At 42.8% G+C, this 20,623-nt stretch carries 18 protein-coding genes and 2 pseudogenes; all 20 read left to right on the top strand.

Annotation, left to right across the window (positions count from 1 at the left end; genetic code table 11):
- Positions 1 to 75 precede the first annotated feature (75 nt).
- The 20 genes and pseudogenes from ACYQ2E_RS00290 (at position 76) to rplS (ending at position 20,537) form a co-directional block, all read left to right on the top strand.
- The gene (locus ACYQ2E_RS00290; protein ID WP_460016270.1) at positions 76 to 1,377 is read left to right on the top strand and encodes an ABC transporter substrate-binding protein; all 1,302 of its coding nucleotides are present in this window, start codon (positions 76 to 78) and stop codon (positions 1,375 to 1,377) included.
- A gap of 108 nt (positions 1,378 to 1,485) precedes the next feature.
- On the top strand, positions 1,486 to 2,370 hold the full coding sequence (locus ACYQ2E_RS00285; protein WP_460016043.1) for a carbohydrate ABC transporter permease: 885 nt from the start codon (positions 1,486 to 1,488) through the stop codon (positions 2,368 to 2,370).
- Positions 2,370 to 3,191 carry a carbohydrate ABC transporter permease gene (locus ACYQ2E_RS00280; RefSeq protein ID WP_460016269.1) on the top strand — a complete coding sequence of 274 codons (822 nt, stop codon included), beginning with the start codon at positions 2,370 to 2,372 and terminating at the stop codon, positions 3,189 to 3,191. The genes ACYQ2E_RS00285 and ACYQ2E_RS00280 overlap by 1 nt, the downstream gene beginning before the upstream one ends.
- The gene (locus ACYQ2E_RS00275; RefSeq protein ID WP_460016042.1) at positions 3,188 to 3,748 is read left to right on the top strand and encodes a hypothetical protein; all 561 of its coding nucleotides are present in this window, start codon (positions 3,188 to 3,190) and stop codon (positions 3,746 to 3,748) included. Before ACYQ2E_RS00280 ends, ACYQ2E_RS00275 begins: the two co-directional genes overlap by 4 nt.
- Positions 3,729 to 5,933 carry an alpha-galactosidase gene (locus ACYQ2E_RS00270; RefSeq protein WP_460016041.1) on the top strand — a complete coding sequence of 735 codons (2,205 nt, stop codon included), beginning with the start codon at positions 3,729 to 3,731 and terminating at the stop codon, positions 5,931 to 5,933. The genes ACYQ2E_RS00275 and ACYQ2E_RS00270 overlap by 20 nt, the downstream gene beginning before the upstream one ends.
- A gap of 13 nt (positions 5,934 to 5,946) precedes the next feature.
- Entirely contained in the window at positions 5,947 to 7,371 is a 1,425-nt protein-coding gene (locus ACYQ2E_RS00265; protein ID WP_460016040.1) for a glycoside hydrolase family 1 protein, read from the top strand.
- Between the two features lie 79 nt (positions 7,372 to 7,450).
- The gene (locus ACYQ2E_RS00260; RefSeq protein ID WP_460016039.1) at positions 7,451 to 8,167 is read left to right on the top strand and encodes a GntR family transcriptional regulator; all 717 of its coding nucleotides are present in this window, start codon (positions 7,451 to 7,453) and stop codon (positions 8,165 to 8,167) included.
- A 28-nt stretch (positions 8,168 to 8,195) separates the two neighbouring features.
- On the top strand, positions 8,196 to 9,152 hold the full coding sequence (gene manA / locus ACYQ2E_RS00255; RefSeq protein ID WP_460016038.1) for a mannose-6-phosphate isomerase, class I: 957 nt from the start codon (positions 8,196 to 8,198) through the stop codon (positions 9,150 to 9,152).
- A gap of 56 nt (positions 9,153 to 9,208) precedes the next feature.
- The gene (locus ACYQ2E_RS00250; RefSeq protein WP_460016037.1) at positions 9,209 to 9,715 is read left to right on the top strand and encodes a hypothetical protein; all 507 of its coding nucleotides are present in this window, start codon (positions 9,209 to 9,211) and stop codon (positions 9,713 to 9,715) included.
- Positions 9,716 to 9,823: 108 nt separating this feature from the next.
- Positions 9,824 to 10,408 carry an ECF transporter S component gene (locus ACYQ2E_RS00245; RefSeq protein ID WP_460016036.1) on the top strand — a complete coding sequence of 195 codons (585 nt, stop codon included), beginning with the start codon at positions 9,824 to 9,826 and terminating at the stop codon, positions 10,406 to 10,408.
- 71 nt (positions 10,409 to 10,479) lie between these two features.
- Positions 10,480 to 11,241: an HAD-IIB family hydrolase gene (locus ACYQ2E_RS00240; RefSeq protein ID WP_460016035.1), complete on the top strand. Its 762-nt coding sequence runs from the start codon at positions 10,480 to 10,482 to the stop codon at positions 11,239 to 11,241.
- 116 nt (positions 11,242 to 11,357) lie between these two features.
- A complete protein-coding gene (gene yidC, locus ACYQ2E_RS00235; RefSeq protein WP_460016034.1) occupies positions 11,358 to 12,341 on the top strand; it encodes a membrane protein insertase YidC in 984 nt (327 codons plus the stop codon).
- Positions 12,342 to 12,587: 246 nt separating this feature from the next.
- A complete protein-coding gene (locus tag ACYQ2E_RS00230) occupies positions 12,588 to 14,021 on the top strand; it encodes a 6-phospho-beta-glucosidase (protein WP_460016033.1) in 1,434 nt (477 codons plus the stop codon).
- A gap of 106 nt (positions 14,022 to 14,127) precedes the next feature.
- Positions 14,128 to 14,988: a fructokinase ScrK gene (gene scrK / locus ACYQ2E_RS00225; protein ID WP_460016032.1), complete on the top strand. Its 861-nt coding sequence runs from the start codon at positions 14,128 to 14,130 to the stop codon at positions 14,986 to 14,988.
- A 73-nt stretch (positions 14,989 to 15,061) separates the two neighbouring features.
- On the top strand, positions 15,062 to 16,021 hold the full coding sequence (locus tag ACYQ2E_RS00220; RefSeq protein WP_460016031.1) for a hypothetical protein: 960 nt from the start codon (positions 15,062 to 15,064) through the stop codon (positions 16,019 to 16,021).
- Between the two features lie 180 nt (positions 16,022 to 16,201).
- Positions 16,202 to 16,294: pseudogene (locus ACYQ2E_RS00215) on the top strand (hypothetical protein); the annotation flags it as partial.
- A 199-nt stretch (positions 16,295 to 16,493) separates the two neighbouring features.
- Positions 16,494 to 17,357, top strand: coding sequence for a hypothetical protein (locus ACYQ2E_RS00210; RefSeq protein ID WP_460016030.1), 864 nt, complete (start codon positions 16,494 to 16,496; stop codon positions 17,355 to 17,357).
- Between the two features lie 492 nt (positions 17,358 to 17,849).
- Positions 17,850 to 19,004 (top strand): PD-(D/E)XK nuclease family protein, encoded by a 1,155-nt coding sequence (locus ACYQ2E_RS00205; protein WP_460016029.1) that lies wholly within the window; start codon positions 17,850 to 17,852, stop codon positions 19,002 to 19,004.
- A 181-nt stretch (positions 19,005 to 19,185) separates the two neighbouring features.
- Positions 19,186 to 19,919, top strand: a pseudogene (locus tag ACYQ2E_RS00200) (EcsC family protein).
- Between the two features lie 270 nt (positions 19,920 to 20,189).
- Complete coding sequence (gene rplS / locus ACYQ2E_RS00195) at positions 20,190 to 20,537, top strand: 50S ribosomal protein L19 (RefSeq protein WP_460016028.1); 348 nt, start codon at positions 20,190 to 20,192, stop codon at positions 20,535 to 20,537.
- Positions 20,538 to 20,623 lie beyond the last annotated feature (86 nt).

Genomic DNA, 20,623 nt, shown 5'->3' with positions numbered 1-20,623 from the left:
CAAGAAAAATAAAAAAGTATATACTAATTTTATAAAAAATAATAAAACGTTTTCATTAACAGGAGGAAAATGTACATGAAAAAGGGTAAAGTTTTAGGTTTGCTGGCGGTTGGAGTATTAGGGTTCGGGCTAGCTGCCTGCAGTAAGTCTGATTCCGACAGCTCAGGCAAAACAACGATTACTTTCATCAATCACAAGACTGACTGGCAGACTGACGGAACTTGGAAAAAATACATGGCTGAGTTCAACAAAAAGTATCCTGACGTTACAGTCAAGATAGAGACAATCACAGATTATGCCGGTCAGATGAAAACACGGATGAATTCAAAGGATTATGGCGATTTATTGATGCTGCCGACAACCATAAACCCGAAAGATTATAAAAACTTTTTCGTGGAGCTGGGCAAGACATCAAAATTGTCTGATACTTACATGGGCTTGACCACTGTGGGCAGTTATGAAGATAAGCAGTACGGATTACCAAGTCAAATGAATGCATCGGGTTTGGTTGTGAACTGGGAAGTTTTCACCAAAGCAGGAATCACAGAATTTCCAAAGACACCGGAAGATTTCATCACAGACCTTCAGCAGATTAAGAAAAAAGAGCCGGATGTTACACCGCTTTATACGAATTACGCAGCCGGATGGACTTTGTCAAATTGGGATTTTGTGAGACAGGCAGTTGCGGGAGACCCGAACTATGACAACGATATGGTGTCTGATAAATCACCATTCGAAGAAGGCAAACCTCTCTATACGATTTATGACACACTGTTCAAGACTGCAGAAAATAAGCTGATTGAAAAGGACCCCACAACTTCGGATTGGGAGCAGTCAAAAGTTGACATGGCTAACGGTAAGATAGGCGTCATGGCCCTTGGAAGCTGGGCGATTCCGCAGATTCAGGCAGCTAATGAAGATAATGCGGATAATATTCAATTCCAGCCGTTCCCTACAAATACGGACGGGAAGCAATATCTTTTGACTGGTGCTGATTACGAATATGCCATTAATAAAAACAGCTCAAAAGCTAAGCAGAAAGCTGCGCGTGAATTGATGGACTGGCTTTTGAAAGATTCAAAATATGCTCAGGACAATGGCGGTTTATCAGCTGTTAAGGGAAGTGAATATCCGGACAGCCTGAAAGCAGCTCAAGATGCAGGCGTGGAATTGATGGAGCCTGATCCAGCTCCAGCTGGTAAGGAAAGTCTCTTCAGCGATATTAACAATGAGTCGGAACTTGGAATAGGTACCACAGATACAGAAAAACAGCGTATTATTGATGCAGCTATTGGAAACTCGGATGAAAGCTTTGCTGATATTATGAAAGATTTCAACAGCCGCTGGGCAGCAGGAGTCGAAAAATATAACATGTAATGATTCGCTCATCCTCTCGTAGTCTAGTTTGTCAAGTTGGACGGGAGACATATACTTTCGAAACGGCGAGTCACTTCGTCGTTTCGACCTATTATAGAGAGGTTACTTATGTTTAAAAATATTTCTCAGAAGAATCAGAAGCGCTTGATTATTTTTCTCTTTTCAGTGATTCCCGTTGCGCTGCTTCTGATTTTTTCTTACTATCCGCTGGTCAGAATGTTTCAATATAGTCTGACAAATTGGGATGGCGTCTCGCCAAATAAAGATTTTGTAGGACTGGAAAACTATAAGCGGGTGCTGACAGACCCTAATTATTTCTCTGTTTTCAAGACCAGTGTTTATTATTTCTTAGCAACTTTTCCGCAGCTGGGAATTGCGCTATTCTTGGCAACCTTGCTAAGTTTCAAGGTCAGATTTGCCAATTTCTACAAAGGGGCTATTTTCTTTCCTTATTTGTTAAATGGTGTGGCAATCGGCTTTATCTTTTTATATTTTTACAAAGGCGGCGGAACATTAGATACAATTTTGCATTTTATAGGCATCAAAGGTGAATTACCGCTTTGGCTGGGCGACCGCAGCATTAATAATATTTCTCTGGTTTTCACCTCTTTCTGGCGATATATGGGATTTAATTTTCTCATATTTCTTGGCGCGATACAGTCAATTAATCCGGAAATTTATGAGGCGGCAGAAATTGATGGTGCAAATAAGTTCAAGCAATTTCTCTATATTATCCTTCCTGCTATTAAGAACATTGTCTATCTGAATCTGATTCTGGGTGTTTCTGGAGCCCTGTCAGTCTTTGATATTCCTTATATCATGACATCCGGCGCTAACGGAACAATGACCTTCGTCATTCAGACAATCAACACGGCCTTTAAGTATAACAAAGTTGGTCTAGCCAGTGCAATGGCAATTATTCTGCTCTTCATTGTGATTTTCGTATCGGCAGTGCAGCGGCTCTTAACTTCAGAGAAGAAAGGACGGAAATGATGAGGAAATTTCATGTTTCATCTATTTTTAAACATTTGGTTCTGATTTTTGCTGTGATAGTGGCAGTTCTTCCTTTGCTGGTCGTCTTTCTGGGCTCATTTAAATCACAGAATGAGTTTTTGTCCACAAGCGTACTCAGTTTACCTAAAAGTCTGGATTTTTCTAACTATATCACGGCTTTTGTGAATGGGCAAATGCTGCTGGGATTCAGAAACACTCTTTTCATCTTTGCTGTATCGATGACTGGAAAGCTGATTCTAGGTTCCATGTTTGCGTATGTCATGAGCCGCTTCAACTTTCATGGGAAAAAACTGATTCTCCTGCTTTTTATGCTGGCGATGCTGATTCCAGGTATCACCAGTCAGGTAGCAACTTTTCAGATTATAAACGGTATCGGTCTCTTCAATACAATCTGGTCCGTTATTCTCTTAAATCTAGGCACAGATGTGATTTCGGTTTATGTTTTCCTGCAGTTTCTGGATGAAATTCCAATATCATTGGATGAATCTGCATTTCTTGACGGTGCCTCTTACTTTAGAATTTTCCGCTCGATTATTCTGCCGAATTTGAAAGCGCCCATTGTAACGATGCTGATTATCTCAGGCGTTGGTGTTTATAACGACTTCTATAATCCGTTTCTTTATATGCCTGACCCTGAGCTCAAAGTCATTTCGACAGCACTGTTTGCTTTCAAGGGACCTTACGGGACACAGTGGCCTGTTATTCTTGCTGGTGTCGTCATTGTTATTTTGCCGATTCTGATTCTCTTTATTTTCCTGCAGAGATATATTTATAACGGAATCGCAGGTTCAGTCAAATGAGAGTTTCACGGTTTACCTATGCTGTTCAGCAGTTTTACTTACTGATTCTGTTGTCTGTCCGCTTCTGGATTGAGCTCTTGCGGGGATTTGTCTTTTTCGGAACAACTTATGCCTTTCGCAAAAGTTTCTGCTTTGTCAGGAAGAATTCTTACTATACAAGCTATAAAGAGGCAACCAAAGAGGTGAAATTTAGTCTTGACTTCATCAACCTTCTTGTCATTTTCTTACTTGGCTTCTTATTTTTATCTTCCTTTCGTTGGGTAAATGCGCTCGCAGGGCTTGGAACACTGATAAGTATAATTTATTTACTCTTACTTTTGTCTTTTATTTGCTTCAAAAGCTATTTCGAAATGGACAGCAACTTGGAGGTTTTGCGGCTGATGTTCACTAACCTGAAGTTAGTCGGATTTGTTCTGGCAATGCTGCTTCTGACTTTTCTGCTGGCCGGGCTTAATCGTTTTCTAGTGCTGCTTTTCTTGCCGGGAATTTTTTTCAAAATGATTGACTTAGTTTTCAAAAATCAGAAAGGGCTCAATAATGGCAGTTATAATCAATGATGAGGAAAACTTATTCACGCTGCAGACTCGGGCTTCAACCTACCAGATGAAAGTGGACAAAGACGGCCGTTTACTCCATACTTATTACGGAAGAAAGACTGCGGCTGAGGATTTATCGTATCTCTTCTATGAAGGAGAAAGCTTCTTTACCGTTTATCCTTATGAATCAAAGGACCGCTCAGGTTCACTTGAACTTCTTGCCCAGGAGTATTCAACTTCCGGCTCAGGAGATTTGCGGACTGCCGGTCTGGATATTGTCAATTCTGACGGAAGCAGTGTTACCGACTTGCGCTTCAAGAGCTATCAGCTCACGAATGACAAATACCGATTAGAAAGTTTACCAACATTTTTTGCGCTTGAAAATGAGCGCGTAGAGACGCTGAAAATTGTCCTATTTGATGAAGTTTCAGAAGTTCAGGTTGAATTGCTTTATGGAATCTTTGAAGAAAAAGATGTCATTACCAGAGCAGTTAAAATTACGAATCGGGGCTTGAATGCTCTGACGATTCGCAGAGCTCAGTCACTGGTTCTCGACTTTCCTTACGGGAATTTTGATTTGATTCACTTTCCGGGCAGATGGGGAGCGGAGCGCAATTTTGAACGTCTTGCCTTATCACAGGCTAAAATCAATTTTTCCTCAAATTACGGCACTTCAAGCCATGCACAGAATCCGGGCTTTATTCTGACAGAGAAAGCTGCAACTGAGACGCAGGGCGACTGTTACGGCTTTAATCTAGTTTATAGCGGGAACTTTCTCGCCACGGCTGAACAGTCTAACATGGGCTTAAGTCGTGTAACACTTGGCTTAGGTGACGAACATTTTTCCTGGGAGTTGAAAAAAGCTGCTGTTTTTGAAAGTCCAGAAGCCGTCATGACTTTTTCAGCACATGGATTCGAGGGCCTTTCACATCACTTTCATCGGCTGATACGTCAAAATCTGTGCAGAAGCAAATACAGTCGCAGTACGAATCGGCCGATTCTGATAAATAGCTGGGAAGCAGCGCTTTTCGATTTTACAGGACAAAAACTGATTGAGTTAGCAGAGTCTGCAAAGGACATCGGTGTAGATTTGCTGGTCATGGATGACGGCTGGTTCGGGAACCGATATGATGATAACCGTGCACTAGGGGACTGGACTGTCAATGAAGAGAAACTCGGCATGAGCCTGCAGGAGTTGACAGAGAGAATTAGTGAGCTAGATTTAAAATTCGGCATCTGGTTTGAACCAGAAATGATTAGTGAAGACAGTGAACTTTATCGCTGTCATCCTGACTGGGCCATGAAATTCCCGAATCGTCAGCCTAATTTAGCTCGGAATCAGCTTGTTTTGGACTTATCAAAAGCAGAAGTCATCGATTATTTATTCGAAAAAATATCTGCTGTCCTGGATTCTGCAGACATCTCCTATGTTAAGTGGGACATGAACCGCCCGGTCACCGACTGGTACTCTGACCAGCTGCCGGCTGAGCGAATGGGTGAACTACAGCATCGTTATGTTCTGAATCTCTATCAGCTGCTTGAACGTCTCACCTCAAAATATCAGGATATTCTATGGGAGGGCTGCTCAAGCGGCGGTGCAAGATTTGACCTAGGCATGCTGGCTTATCAGCCGCAGATTTGGACTTCAGATAATACAGATGCGATTAACCGTCTGAAAATCCAATACGGGACAAGCTTTCTCTATCCACTGTCTGCAATGGGTACGCATGTGACAGATGTTCCAGCCGGCTTGACTGGCAGAGTAACTGATGTACAAACACGTGCTTATGTGGCGATGGCGGGGACTTACGGCTATGAGTTTGATACAAGGAAACTGTCAGAGGCTGAGAAAGCTGAATTGTTGACATTCACAAAGTTTTACCAAAGGAACCAGGCGCTTATTTTTGACGGTGACTATTACCGTTTGTCCAGTGCGGCAGACAGTGACAGAGCTTACACCGCCCGGCAGATTGTCGCGCCAGATAAGTCGATGAGTCTCATCACAATTGTTTACACAGATGTTTGCGCTTATCCGGCACCAGTTTATTTGAAATTGAGAGGATTGGACAGCGCGTCAAAATACCAGGTTCAAGGAGCGGAATTTTTAGGAAGTACTTTGATGAACGCAGGCTTGAAGTTGAAGATTCCCAGAGGAAGTACACCTTCAGAGCAATTACTCATTAAAAAAATTAGATTAGAAATATAGGAAAACAAAAAACATGAGAGTAGAATTTCCAAGTGATTTTTTATGGGGTGGAGCGACCAGCGGACCTCAGACAGAAGGGCGATTTAAAAAGCAGCATGACAATATCTTTGACTATGATTTTGATTATCATCCCGAACATTTTTGGCATCAAGTAGGTCCAGATACGGCGAATGATTTCTATCATGACTTTCGTGAGGACATCAAACTGATGAAGACCTCCGGTCTGAAATCTGTCAGAACCAGTATTCAATGGAGCCGGCTGATTGACGATTTCGAAAGCGCAAGTGTCAATCAAGCAGCCGCCGAATTTTACAACAATGTGATTGATGAATTCATTGCCAATGGGATTCGTCCTATGATTAATCTTCATCACTTTGACCTTCCAGTTGAGCTGATTCATCAGTACGGCGGCTGGACGAATAAAAAAGTGATTGAGCTCTATGTCAAATTTGCCGAAAGATGTTTCGAGCTCTATGGTGACCGAGTGAGCGACTGGTTTACACATAATGAGCCGATGGTAGTAGTAGACGGCGGATATTTGTATCAGTTCCATTTTCCGGATTTGGTGGACGGGAAAAAAGCTGTGCAAGTGGCTTATAATCTGCAGTTGGCATCAAGCATGGCCATTCAGAAATTCCGCCAAGTAAACCAAAACCCCAAGGCAAGAATTGGAATTATTCTGAATCTCTGTCCAAATTACCCAGCTTCCCAGGAGCCAGCCGACAAATCCGCCGCGCATTTTGCCGACCTTTGGCAGAATCAGCTGTTCATGGATGCTTCAGTTAAGGGTGAATTTCCAGCTGAATTAGTTGAGATTCTTCGAAAAGACGGCGTCATCTGGGAATCAACAGACGAAGAACTGGCGATTATCAAAGAAAACCCAGTGGACTACCTTGGAATAAACTTTTATCATCCAAATCGTGCGATACGTCCCCATTTTTCTAGCGACAGCCTTGCGGTTGACTGGATGCCGAATAAGTACTTTGACGATTATGAAATGCCGGGAGCCAGGATGAACGTAGACAAGGGCTGGGAGATTTATCCTCAGACACTCTATGAAATCGCTAAAAATATTCAGGAAAATTATGGAAATATTCCCTGGTATGTGTCAGAGTGCGGAATGGGAGTCAGTCGTGAAGAACGTTATCTCAATGCGGATGGACGAATTGATGATGATTACCGGATTCAATTCCTCAAAGAGCATCTTTACTGGCTGCAGAAAGCAGTTGCAGAAGGCTCAAACTGTTTCGGCTTTCATGTCTGGACACCGATTGACTGCTTCAGCTGGCGTAACTCCTTTCGCAACCGCTATGGCCTAGTATCAGTAAACATTCATACTCAAGAAAAGCAGCTCAAAAAGTCCGCCTATTTTTTCCGCGACTTAACCGAGCAGTCCGGATTCGAAATTTCAGAAGAAATTGTTAGAAAATTCCAGTAGTGTCTGTTCTGGGATAAATAAAAATGTCCGAATTCTGCTATACTATAATAATAGAAAATACATTTAGGATGTTTTTATTATGAATAAATATTTAAAAATTCGTAATGATGTCAGGAATGACATCATTTCCGGAAAATATAAACCAGGTGAACTGCTGCCGAACGAAAATGATTTTACCGCCATTTACAACACGTCAAAAATGACCGTCAAACATGCGATGGATGAATTGGTGCGTGAAGGCCTGATTATAAAACGGCGCGGCAGCGGAACCTTCGTGAAAGAGCTGAATCAGCAGGAACTCGAAAGCCTGAAAGTTGCGAGTCAATTTCAAGGAACGACAGCTCTTTATCCCAACAAAAAAATCAAAAGTGACGTCCTGGTTTTTGAATTAGTCCTTCCGAGCAGAAAATTAATGGATGAGCTGCACGTCAACGCGCTGGAGAAGCTTTACCATGTCAGGCGTGTCCGGACGATTGATAACGTTCCGTTTGTGATTGAAGATATCTATATGCCTGCGGATATCATCAAAGACTTGACACTTAGTATCTGTGAGAGCTCGATTTACGAGTATATAGAGGACCAGCTCAAGCTATCTTTAGGCAGCGCGCACCGAAAAATTGAAGCGCGGAAAGTCACCGAGGAAGAAAGAGGTTATCTAGAGTTAGAACCAGGTGAGCCAGTAGTCGTGAGCTCACAGGTAGCCTTCCTATCAGACGGAAGAGCCTTTGAAAGCTCTCAGTCAATCCACCGCGCAGATCACTTTGCCTTCGAGACAGTCATCATACGGAGAGTGTGAACGCTCTTATTCATGCTATAATAAACCTATGGAAAAAGAACCTTTATTTTTAAAATCAGAACTTCACGAGAAAATCTGGGGCGGCGACCACCTCAAAGAATTCGGCTATGACCTGCCGTCTGACAAAATCGGCGAGTACTGGGCGATTTCGGGGCACCGCAACGGTGTTTCTACTGTAAAAAACGGCGAATTTGCGGGGCAAAGCGTGGCTGAGCTCTGGCAGAATCACCGGGAGCTTTTCGACAATGCACAGGGCGACGTCTTTCCCCTCCTGACCAAAATTCTCGATGCCAATGACTGGCTGTCTGTCCAGGTGCATCCTGACGATGACTATGCGCGCCTGCACGAAGGACCACAGGAGTTAGGCAAAACGGAGTGTTGGTACGTCATCAGCGCAAAACCGGGGGCAGAAATCGTTTATGGACATAATGCCAGAACACGTGCAGAATTGGCCGAAATGATTAGCGCAGGCGAATGGGACAAGCTTTTGCGCAAAGTACCGGTCAAAGCTGGTGATTTCTACTACGTTCCAAGCGGCACGATGCATGCGATTGGCGCTGGAATCATGATTCTCGAGACGCAGCAGTCGTCGGACACGACTTATCGTGTTTATGATTTTGACCGCCGCGATGCAGACGGCAATCTGCGTGAGCTGCATATTCAGCAGTCGATTGACACGCTGACGATTCCCGGCGATAAACTGCCGTCAAATCAGACGACGACTGAGAAGTTTGACGGCGTCAGTATCACAACGCTGGTTAAGTCTAAATTTTTCGACGTTTACAAGTGGGAGATCAGCGGGAGCCATGAGTTTGTGAAAACGGGGGCTTACACACTGGTTTCGGTACTGGATGGCAGTGGTAAATTGATAATAGACAATAGTGATTACCCTGTCCAAAAAGGTGACCATTTCATTTTGCCGTCTCAGATTGAAAAGTGGACACTGTCTGGAGACCTGATGCTGATTGCGTCAAATCCAGAGTAAAAATTTATTACAAAAGTCACTTGCTTGGCAAGCGATTTTTTGGTATACTTAAGAAAATGAATATTAAAAAATTCGGAATTTTTTTCGCTTTGTTTCTGTCAATCATTAGTTTTTCAGCTTGCGGCAAAAAAAAGGACACGGCTGCGTCAAACTCATCTTCCACGTCTTCCTCTTCTTCATCGCTGCCGGCAATAAGCACTGACCTTCCGACAGATAAAGTGACAGACGCCAGCAAGGCCGCAGCCAAGTCAGAGTTGGCTCTCGACGTGTATTTGAGTCAGGTCATTCCGCAAGTTAACAACATTAAATCGCAAGTTGCAGATACATACAGTGATATCGGCGTTGTCAAAGACGGGACGCACGGTTTGAGAATTACCTATCAGCTCAATAAACCTTACACGATTGAAGATGATACAGCTCAGCAGATTCGTGATTCTTTAAAGTCGTTCAATGGCTCATTGTTAGAAAATATGGGGAAAGCCGGCGTCGTTGACCCTACCTTGCATTTTGTCGTCCTGAACGGCGATGGCTCGGCGGTCATTGATGAAATGTTTACTCAATAACGGGAATTAGGACAAAAATTGTTAGAGTGTTCAAAAAAGTGAAAATTATGAGATAATTAAGCAAAAAAGTGGAAAATTTCCATTTTTTTTAGTATAATGTTTACCAATATGAAAAAATCAAAAGCTTCTGATATTGCAATCCTGTCACTCTTAGTGGCGCTCATCATTGTTATTCAATTTCTCTCCAGCTATGTTTATCAAGTTTGGCCGATTCCTGTGCAGCCGACGCTCGCAAGTATTCCGGTTATCGTCGGAGCTTGTATTCTCGGCTGGCGCAAAGGTGCGATTCTGGGCTTTTTTATGGGTCTGATTCTCTTTGTTCAGGCTTCAATGACGGCCGGACCGACAAACTTCCTCTTTACACCGGTTTACCCTGTACCAGGCACACATTCAGGCTCATTTTGGGCAATCATCATCACTTTTGTTCCGCGTATCTTGATTGGCGTGTTTGCCGGTTTAGTTTATAAAATCGGGAAAAGTCGTGTGACAGCCGGGATTGCCGGATTTGTTGGCGCCATCACAAATACAATCTTTGTGCTAGGCTTTATGTATCTCTTTTTCGGAACTGTGCTTAAAATGACCTTTGGTCAGCTCCTCGGCATGATTATTGCCGGAAATTCTATTGTCGAAGTCATTGCGGCCGTAATTCTGACAGCAGCAATTGTTCCTGCGCTTGAAAAGAATCGTCATTGATTGATGATTTTTTTTTACAAACATGTTATAATAATTCTGAAATCGAATTCATAACAAATGGAGGCTGTCTAATGACAAAGAAAATTCTGAGTTTCGACATCGACAATACACTTAACGAGCCAAAAATGCCCATTTTCCCTGAAATGGCTGAGCTGCTTGCTGAACTGTCGCAAAAATATATTGTGGCACCTATTTCCGGGCAAAAATTTGATCAGTTCCTGATTCAGATTATCAATAACCTGCCTGCCAGTGCAAAGCTTGAGAATTTCCACCTTTTTGTAGGCCAGGGAACTCAGTATTATTCCTATGTTGACGGCGAATGGAAGCAAATTTATAATTATGCCTTGACTCCGGAGCAAGTTGACGGAATCTGCGGAGCGCTTGAGAAAGCAGCGAAAGAACTGGGCTATTGGGACGAATCCGTCCTCGCACCTGGAGATGAAATCATCGAAAACCGCGAGTCCATGATTGCTTACTCAGCTATTGGCCAAAAAGCCGGTGTCAAAGAGAAGCAGGACTGGGACCCAGACATGGTCAAACGTAATAAAATTGCGAAATTAGCTGCTCAATACGCACCAGAATATGAGTTTGAAGTAGCCGGCACGACGACTATTAACGGCTTCGTACCAGGCCAGAACAAGGAATTCGGCATGAATCACATGATGGAAGAACTTCACGTGACGAAGCCGGAAATTCTGTATTTCGGCGACATGACGCAGCCCGGCGGTAATGACTATCCAGTCGTTCAGATGGGCATTGAGACCATCACCGTGGCCAATTGGCAGGAAACAGCCAATATTCTTCGCGGCATTATTGCGACAACAATTGAATGATTACTCATGCGGAAAAGGAAGCTTGTTCTTCCTTTTTTGTATTTGTCTGAAAAAATTTGGGGAAAATACTACTTTTGTTGCAGAAAAACACTGTGTAATATGATACAATGGAAATTATGAAAAAATTGAAGAAAAAACTGATACTGCTGAGCTTTGTTTTCTCGGCGTTGGTTTTGTTGGCCGGCTGTGTGCAGACAACGAAGAATTCGGCCGGTGAAATTGTGCCGACAGGTGACGGCTGGGTTTATAACATTCTTGTTCGGCCGATGTCGGCTTTTGTTGACTTGTTTGCGATACATCATGACGGTAGTATTTGGCTGGGCTACGGCTGGGCGATTATTCTTGTGACGCTGATTATTCGCTTGTTCTTGCTGCCTTTGGCGCTGAATCAGCAGTATAAGGCCACTTATATGCAGGAAAAGACAGCTTATCTGCAGCCGGTTTTCGCACCCATCAATGAGCGTTTGAAACAGGCACGTGCCAATAAAGACCAGGCTGGCATGATGGCGGCGCAGCAGGAGATGATGCAGGCGCAGAAAGACAACGGCATTAATATGCTGTCATCCATCGGCTGTCTGCCGATATTGCTGCAGTATCCGTTCTTCATTGCCTTGTATAATGCAGCGCGATACACAAAAGGAATTTCCGATTATCAGTTTGGTCCGATTGATTTGGGCGCGATTTCAAGCTCAGGTTATGGCTTGATTCTGGTTGCACTGGCTGCGTTTTTCTATGCCGCGCAAACTCTGATTATGTACCTGGCAATGCCTGAGGAGCAGCGCAAGCAGCAGCGGACGATGATGATTATCTCGCCTGCCATGATTGTAGTCTTCAGTTTTATGTCGCCGAATGGTGTAACATTATACTGGGTAGCCGGCGGTTTGGTCATTGTGCTGCAGCAGATTATTGTGACTTACGTCATTAAGCCGCGTTTGAAGATTCGTATTGACAAAGAGTTTAAGGAAAATCCTCCGAAGATTGCAGATTTACCGAAAGATGTGACGCCTGCTTCTGCGGTTTCTGAAGGCGAAAAACTGATTTCTCAGTCGAATTCAAAACCAAAAAAGGGGCGGAATGCCGGAAAGCAGCATCGGAATTAGAGCAAACTTTTCCTTTTATAAAATAACTAATAATAACGAATCGCTGTTCGAGATGAATAGCGATTTTTGTATGAAATAATCTACTGGTCTTTCACTTTGTGTTGTGATAGAATCTTATTAAAGAACCAGAAAATTTAAATGGTTAAAATGTTAATTTGATAGTCTAGTAATGGACTGCGCTTATCGAATAAAAGTGTTTGAAAATAAATGAAAGGAAACAGATGATTCAATCGTCTGGATAAAAAAATGACATTAAGAAAAGACTTTCTCTGGGGAGGCGCAGTGGCTGCCCATCAGCTGGAGGGCGGCTGGAAGGCCGGCGGAAAAGGTGTCTCGGTTGCGGACGTCATGACGGCAGGCAGTAACGGAGTACCGCGCCGCATCACAGATGGCGTGCTGCCGGGAGAAAACTACCCGAACCACGAAGCGATTGACTTCTATCATCGCTACAAAGATGATGTCAAGCTCTTTGGCGAGCTGGGAATCAAGTGTTTCCGCACCTCAATCGCCTGGACACGCATCTTCCCGAACGGTGACGAAACTGAGCCAAACGAAGAGGGATTACGATTCTACGACGACCTCTTTGACGAGTGCCTGAAATACGGCATTGAGCCTGTGATTACGCTCTCGCATTTTGAGATGCCTTATCATCTAGTCACCGAATACGGCGGTTTCCGGAATCGCAAACTGATTGACTTTTTTGTACATTTTGCCGAAACTGTCATGACACGCTACAAAGATAAGGTCAAATACTGGATGACCTTCAATGAAATCAACAATCAGTCCAATTTTGAGCGTGATTTTGCGCCGTTTACAAATTCCGGCCTGAAATTTGCACCAGGTGAAGACCGTGAAGCAGTCATGTATCAAGCAGCGCATTACGAGCTAGTCGCGAGCGCCAAAGTGGTCGAAATCGGTCATCGCATCAATCCGGATTTTCAAATCGGCTGCATGATTGCCATGTGCCCCGTTTACCCGGCAACATGCAAGCCCGAGGACATGATGGCCGCAACCGTGGCCATGCAGCGCCGCTACTGGTTTGCTGACGTACACGTTCGCGGACATTATCCAACTTATTTGGAGACCTATTTCAAGCGTAAGAACTTCCAGCTGGACATCACAGAAGAAGACCTGGAAGAATTGGCGCTAGGCTGCGTTGATTACATCGGTTTCAGTTACTACATGAGTTTTGCTATCGCAGACCGGAATCCTTCAGGCGCCCCTTATTTCGACTACAATGAAAGTCTCGACCTGGTCAAAAACAACTATGTCAAAGCTTCCGAGTGGGGCTGGCAGATTGATTCACTGGGCTTACGCTGGAGCCTGAACTGGTTCTATGAGCGCTACGAAAAACCTCTTTTCATCGTCGAAAACGGCTTCGGCGCTGTTGACAAGATTGAGGCGGACGGCAGTATTCACGATTCATATCGTGTGGACTACCTGAAAGCTCACATTGCCGCAATGAAAGAGGCAGTCGACATTGACGGCGTGGACCTGATCGGCTACACGCCCTGGGGCTTTATCGACCTCGTTTCAGCTGGCACAGGCGAGATGAAAAAGCGCTACGGCATGATTTATGTTGACAAGGACAACGAGGGCAATGGGACGCTGGCGCGTCGCAAGAAAGACAGTTTTGACTGGTATCAAAAGGTAATCGCTACAAATGGCGAAGAACTCTGAATTTGACAAAATTCCTGCCAGAAATAACATCTTAAAAAATCCGCTTTCAGCGGATTTCTGCTATAATCTAGATAGATTACAAATACAGAAAACGAAGGTAAGAACAATGAAATTCGGCTCAGTAGAAGCTGGCGGCACAAAATTCGTCGTCGCCATCGGCAATGAAGATTTCAAAATTCTGGAAACAGAGCAATTCCCGACGACAACACCCGCAGAAACAATCGCAAAGACGATTGATTATTTTACAGCCCATCCTGTAGATGCACTGGGCATCGGCTCATTCGGCCCGATTGACATCAATCCGGACAGCTTGACCTACGGCTACATCACAACAACGCCCAAGCCCGGCTGGGAGAATACAGACTTGCTGGGCGAGATTCAGACAGCTTTGCAGATTCCTGTTGCCTTCACGACCGATGTCAATAGCTCGGCCTATGGCGAAGCAATGGTAACAGGCGAAGACAGCCTCGTCTACTTTACCATCGGCACAGGCATCGGCGGAGGTGCCCTGCAGCACGGCCAGTTCGTCGGCGGTGTCAGCCATGCGGAGATGGGGCACCAGCTAGTGAAGCGTCATCCGGATGATTTGGATTTTGCCGGAGTTTGTCCATTTCACGGCGACTGTCTAGAAGGCGTCGCGTCTGGCCCAAGTCTAGAAGTGCGCACGGGAATACGAGGCGAGGATTTGCCGCTGAATCATGAGCTTTGGGACATCCAGGCCTACTACATCGCTCAAGCGGCGGTAAATACAACGCTGACGCTTCGGCCAGGAAAAATTATTTTCGGCGGAGGAGTGATGGCTCAGACACACATGATGGCGCGTGTCCGTGAACAGTTTGCCAGTCTGCTCAACGGCTACGTCCAGCTCCCATGCCCGCTAGAAGATTACCTGCTCACACCAAGCGTGCTGAACAACGGCTCCGCCACAATAGGGAATTTTGCACTAGCTGCTCAAAAATTATTGTAAAAAATGCAGTTTCCTGAACAATTTTTGATAAATGTTGAAAAATGAAGCATATTACAAGGAGATTTAAATACACATGGTACAAAACACAATTGCCATCGTCTGGGACTTTGACAAGACACTGATTCGCGAATACATGCAGACGCCGATTTTTGAGAAATTCCAAGTAGACCAGGCAAAATTCTGGGCAGAAGTCGACCAGCTGCCCAAAAAGTATGCCGAGCAAGGCGTGAAAGTCGAGCGTGACACGATATACCTGAATCACATGATTACCTGCGTCAACCAGGGCATCTTCCCAGGTCTGAACAACCAGATGCTCTACGATTTAGGCAAACAACTGAGTTTTTATGCCGGCGTTCCGGAAATTTTTGACAAACTGCGTAAAGTTGTTCAGGAAAATGCAAAATACAGAGATTGCCGCATCGAAGTCGAGCACTACATCGTCAGCACAGGCTTGACCCAAATGATAAAAGGCTCCGCCGTGAATCCGTTCATCAACGGCATCTGGGGCTGCGAGTTCATCGAAACCCCCGTGAAGTCGCAGCTAGTCTCGGCCAACACGGAACAGCCGATTGTTTTCGACATTGACCCAGGCAAGGCGATTTCGCAAATTGGGACAATTATCGACAACACGTCCAAAACTCGCGTCATTTTCGAGCTGCGCAAAGGCGTCAACAAGCATCCGGAGATTAACGTCAACGGCAAGATGAACGCCGATGCCTACCGGATTCCTTTCAAGAACATGATTTACATCGCCGACGGGCCAAGTGACGTGCCGGTTTTCTCCGTGCTCAAGAAAAATGGCGGCAAGTCTTTCGCAGTTTATGGACGTGGTGACGAAAAAGGTCTAGAACAAGTCGACGCACTCCTGCAGGACGGCCGAATCGACGCCTTCGGCGAAGCCGATTACACCGAGGGCAGCACCTCTTTCCTCTGGCTGAAAAACAAAGTCGAGCTGACGGCCGACCGGATTTATCAGGAGTATCTGGAGGAGATTAAGGCGGCTACTAGTGTGGCGCCGGGGCATTTGGCTTGATGTGGAGTGAAAGGATAGAGTGAAATACTTGCCTCACTCGTCATGGCAGAAAGAATAATTGGGGCAATCGCCATGGTAATTGGTTCACCCCCTATCTGCCCTGTTTTTTATAACATATAGTTTATGTTGTGCAAGCGCCATTGTCGACGGGATGCCGCATGGTAAACTAATAATACAACTAGATTCGGTGAAACACTGGACAGTGTCGCTGATTTTGTTTTTAGAGCGATTGTCTTTGTAAGTTTTATTTCGCTTCTCAAATGGGAATCCTAGATGTTTTGCTGGATAGCGGTAATCGCTTTGTTGCGATTTTTATCATTAGGTATTGGTGCCCTAAAGTATCGTGCCTTTTCTTTCTTACACACCTGAACAAACAAAGTAACGGGGGTAACCTTGGCTTTCTTAGCACAATCAAGTTTGCTGCAGTGAATTCTAATAAAAATGACGATAGGTTAAAGTTAGGAGGACTTTTATGTCAGAAAGAGCATACAGTATTGAACTCAATAAGTCTATAATGGCAAAGCAAGCAAGTGAATTATCAAGAAAGGGGGTTCTGATAGATTCGAAAAAGTTTCGTTGTAGTGACCCCATTTGTGCCATTGATTTAACCTGCACAAACTGGAATCATAATGGAAAAAAATATTATTTTACCCCCTCTTCAAAAGATGATTTGCATATTGTCGGCTGTACAGAAATTTCTGTTAGTGAAGCAAGAGAACAATCGAAAAGAGAAGCACTAGGGGCAAAGGAAACCATTAACAAAAACGGTTTGATCAAAATGACTAAATCTGTTAACAAAGCAAGTACAACTATTAAGCCAACAACTATTAATGGGCAACTAGATACAGAGAACTCATCTTCCAATTTAAACATTGGAATAAAAACAAGAGAAGAAACTAGACATATGTATTCAATTGCAAGTTTTGTGGACTTGTTTACTGACATTGATGTGGATAATGATAAGCAATTTGTAGTTATTGAAAATCAAAAGATATCTTTAAATACTCTGTTTGTAAAATCTAGTGAACCATATGTTGATGGGAGTATAACAAGAATTTTCTACGGAAAGGCGAAACTTAAGTCTACTGCATTTAACAGAGAAAAGTTAAACTCTAATAAAGGAGATGTTGTCGAAATAGAATTCATTGATAGTAACTTCCCAAAAATTTATTCTAATATTGTTATGCTTTCTGAAAGAGCAGTCACTTCAAATATTCTTGAATATCTTGATTCAAATAAATATCCTACTGTATTTTTTCGTGGGAAGTTATTGACTGATGGCAAAAAATTTGAACCATTTAATGATAAGTTTTACAAGGATTTGCAATTTATTTAGGCGGTATGAACAAGTAGAGATGAAGAGAAAGCCGCTTTTTCAGAATAGCTTATCATGACAGGGCAAAGCTATGATATTTCTCAGCAACTAGCAGAATATAGCATCCGTTGGGGGCTTTTTGTTGAGATGAAGTGATGCTATTTCTCTCCTTATTTCAAGATAAAGCATTAGGTCGAAACAAAAGGGCTATATTTTGCTTGTTATTCCAAGTTACTCGACTAAGTCAAAATAAGAATGATAAAATACTGCTATTTCAAGTATGGGACGTGAATATTGATGAAGTATCTTGAGGTATATGGGCAGGTTAAAATTCAAGAAAATTCAAAATATATAGTATATTTTAATCCTGTTTCTTGACAACCGTAAGAAATAGGACTAAAGCACCTACCGGTAAATTCTTTGAGATAATAAAATGTCTGCGAAACAGCCAAAACACTGCTGGAGTTTCATATTTGCGATATAATAAAAGTATCATAATTTTTAAGGAGAAAGATGGATTTTACTGAATATGAGCAGCTCTTATCAAACATTCCGAATACTGATGTGGCTGAAAAATCATTCTCTATTGAAGAACTGACAAACGTGGTACTGAATGCACCTCAAAGTGTCGTCAAAACAAAAACTGAGACTATTGCCAGAATTTTTGGAAAAACAAGAGGTGAAAATTTTATTTCTGATTGGCTGGCATTTTTGATGAAACATAACCCCGAAGTACTGCGAGCTGTATTTCAAAGTGCGGATATACCCGCAGAAGATTTAGAGTTTGATGTTGAGAGAGAACATGTTTTTTCTGATGGAAGACGAATTGATCTCCTACTTACGGGAGAAAATGTTATCGTTGGCATTGAGAATAAAATTGATTCTGGAAAACAAAATGACCAGCTGAAGGACTATTCTAAGTCACTTGAAGGGCTTGCGTCTGGAGAAAAATCTGTTGTAAAAATATTTTTGAAGCCGGCATCTAATGAATCTGAGGCTACCGACGGATTCATTGAAGTCACATATGAGCGATTATTGGAAGAGTTGAAATTAATTCCGATGGACTTCATCTTGGACTTGCGCGGGTCATTTTTACTATTAGATTTTATAAAACACATTGAGGAGAATATCATCATGGGAAATAATGAGGATTTTGAATTCAGCGAATGGACAGCTTTTTTGTCTAGATATCAAGAACAAATAAGTGCAATCAAACGACATGCTAAAATGGAGTCGGTTAATGTTAATCAATTCATTAAGGATAAAATGCTAGCGGTGGTAGATTATTCTGATGATTGGAAACTTGGCAATGATAAAGAGGAGCCTGCTTATATTCAACTCTATAAAAAAAGTTGGCAGGAGTTCAATGGAGTTTCATTGCCATTCATTCATTTTGAATTACTTAGAAAAGATGAAAGCCCTTTACCGGCCTCCTATCTTATTAGATTAGATATTGAGAGCGGGAAAAGAGAAATTCGTCAGAAGGTAGTTGATTCTTTACATATTCGAAAGGGAACATACGAGCTGACGTCAACTATGAAAATTGATTATACGAGTGCTGAAACATTTAACAAAACTGTTGATGATATCATGGAAGCATTAAAACGTTATATAAATGAGTGGGTGCCGAAAATTGAGTCAGCAATTGATGAGGTAACTAGAATATGATATTGATTTCGGCAGGGAAAATCTGAAGGAGATAATTTTTAGTCAAAAAACAAGGATAAAATATAAGTGCTAATTCAAAATTCGCAAAATATACTGTATATTTTAGTCCTATTTCTTGACAATCGTGAGAAATAGGACTAAAAACACCTACAGGTAATTTTATTGAAAGAAACGGGGGACAATGAGTAAACTAGAAGAAATCAGAAAAAACGTAAAAACAGTCACAGATAAAAGCGGCACTTTGTCGCAGGAAAAGATGACGCAGGCTTTGGACTGGTGTTACAATCGGACTCTCCAAGGATTGCCCGGCCAGAAAACGATTGATGAATTGATAAATGATTATCTATCAAAATACGATAAAGAAACAGCAATCGATAAACTGGTGAAATATCAAACGACCAAAGCGGCGATTTCCGGATTTGTGACTGGATTTGGCGGCGTGATTACTATGCCTGTTACGATACCGGCTAATATCACGTCAGTTATTTTGTTTCAAATGCGTATGATAGCAGCGATTGCCAAGATTCGCGGTTATGAGTTGAGAAGTGATCAGGTGCAGACGGTGGTCTATAAGACCTTGGCTGGAACAACGGTCACAGATATCGTGAAAAAGAGGGGGATTGCTTTTGGCAATAAACTTACAATTAGCGTGATTAAAAAAATTCCTGGAAAAGCATTGACAAAAATTAATCAGGCAGTCGGCTTCAGGCTGGTAACAAAATTCGGCTCAAAAGGTTTGATAAATCTTGGTAAAATGGTGCCTGTCGTTGGCGCTGTGGTAGGTGGGGCTTTTGATACAGGGACTACTTTGACAATTGCGCGTGCAGCTAAGAAGAATTTTCTGAGACGGGAATTAATCTTGGAGACGGGGCAATCATAGAAAAAGATGATTTAGAAGATGGCAATATGGTTTAATGTTGAAGGGTTGAGTAAAGAAGCTTTGAACAGTGAGCTTTAAAAGGGCCGTGTTCAGATGCTGGAGGGGGAAAGTCAGCCAGCTGATGTTGATTTTTCAGAGCATAAAAAGTGATTTTCGATGAAGCGTCTTTAGTTGCTTTGACTTGCAAGTTTCCGCCAAATCTGATAAAATAAAACACGTGCCTAAGCACAAATAAAACTGTTTATCCGCTGAGCCGGCGAGTCATCTCGAGAGTAAGAGCTATATGATAGACCAGAGGAGAAAAAATGAATCTGATTGATTCGATTAATGCTGACCAGCTTCGCACAGACCTGCCTGATTTCCGTCCTGGAGATACGGTTAAGGTGCACGCAAAAGTTGTCGAGGGAACGCGCGAGCGTATCCAGATTTTTGAGGGTGTTGTTATTGCGCGCCAGGGCTCAGGTATTTCTGAGACTTATACTGTTCGTAAGATTTCAAGCGGTGTAGGCGTAGAGCGTATTTTCCCGCTTCACACACCACGTGTTGAAAAGATTGAAGTTGTTCGTCGCGGACAAGTTCGTCGTGCGAAATTGTATTATCTGCGCAATTTGCAGGGTAAAGCTGCTCGTATTAAGGAAGCTGCACGTAAGTAATTGCTCACTAAATCCGGATATTTTTCGGATTTTTTTATATATTTGACTTAAAAAAACATTTTGGAAAGAAATTCTGATAAAATAAA

Source organism: Lactovum odontotermitis (assembly GCF_054658595.1).
This window is presented reverse-complemented; position numbering and strand designations above follow the sequence as displayed.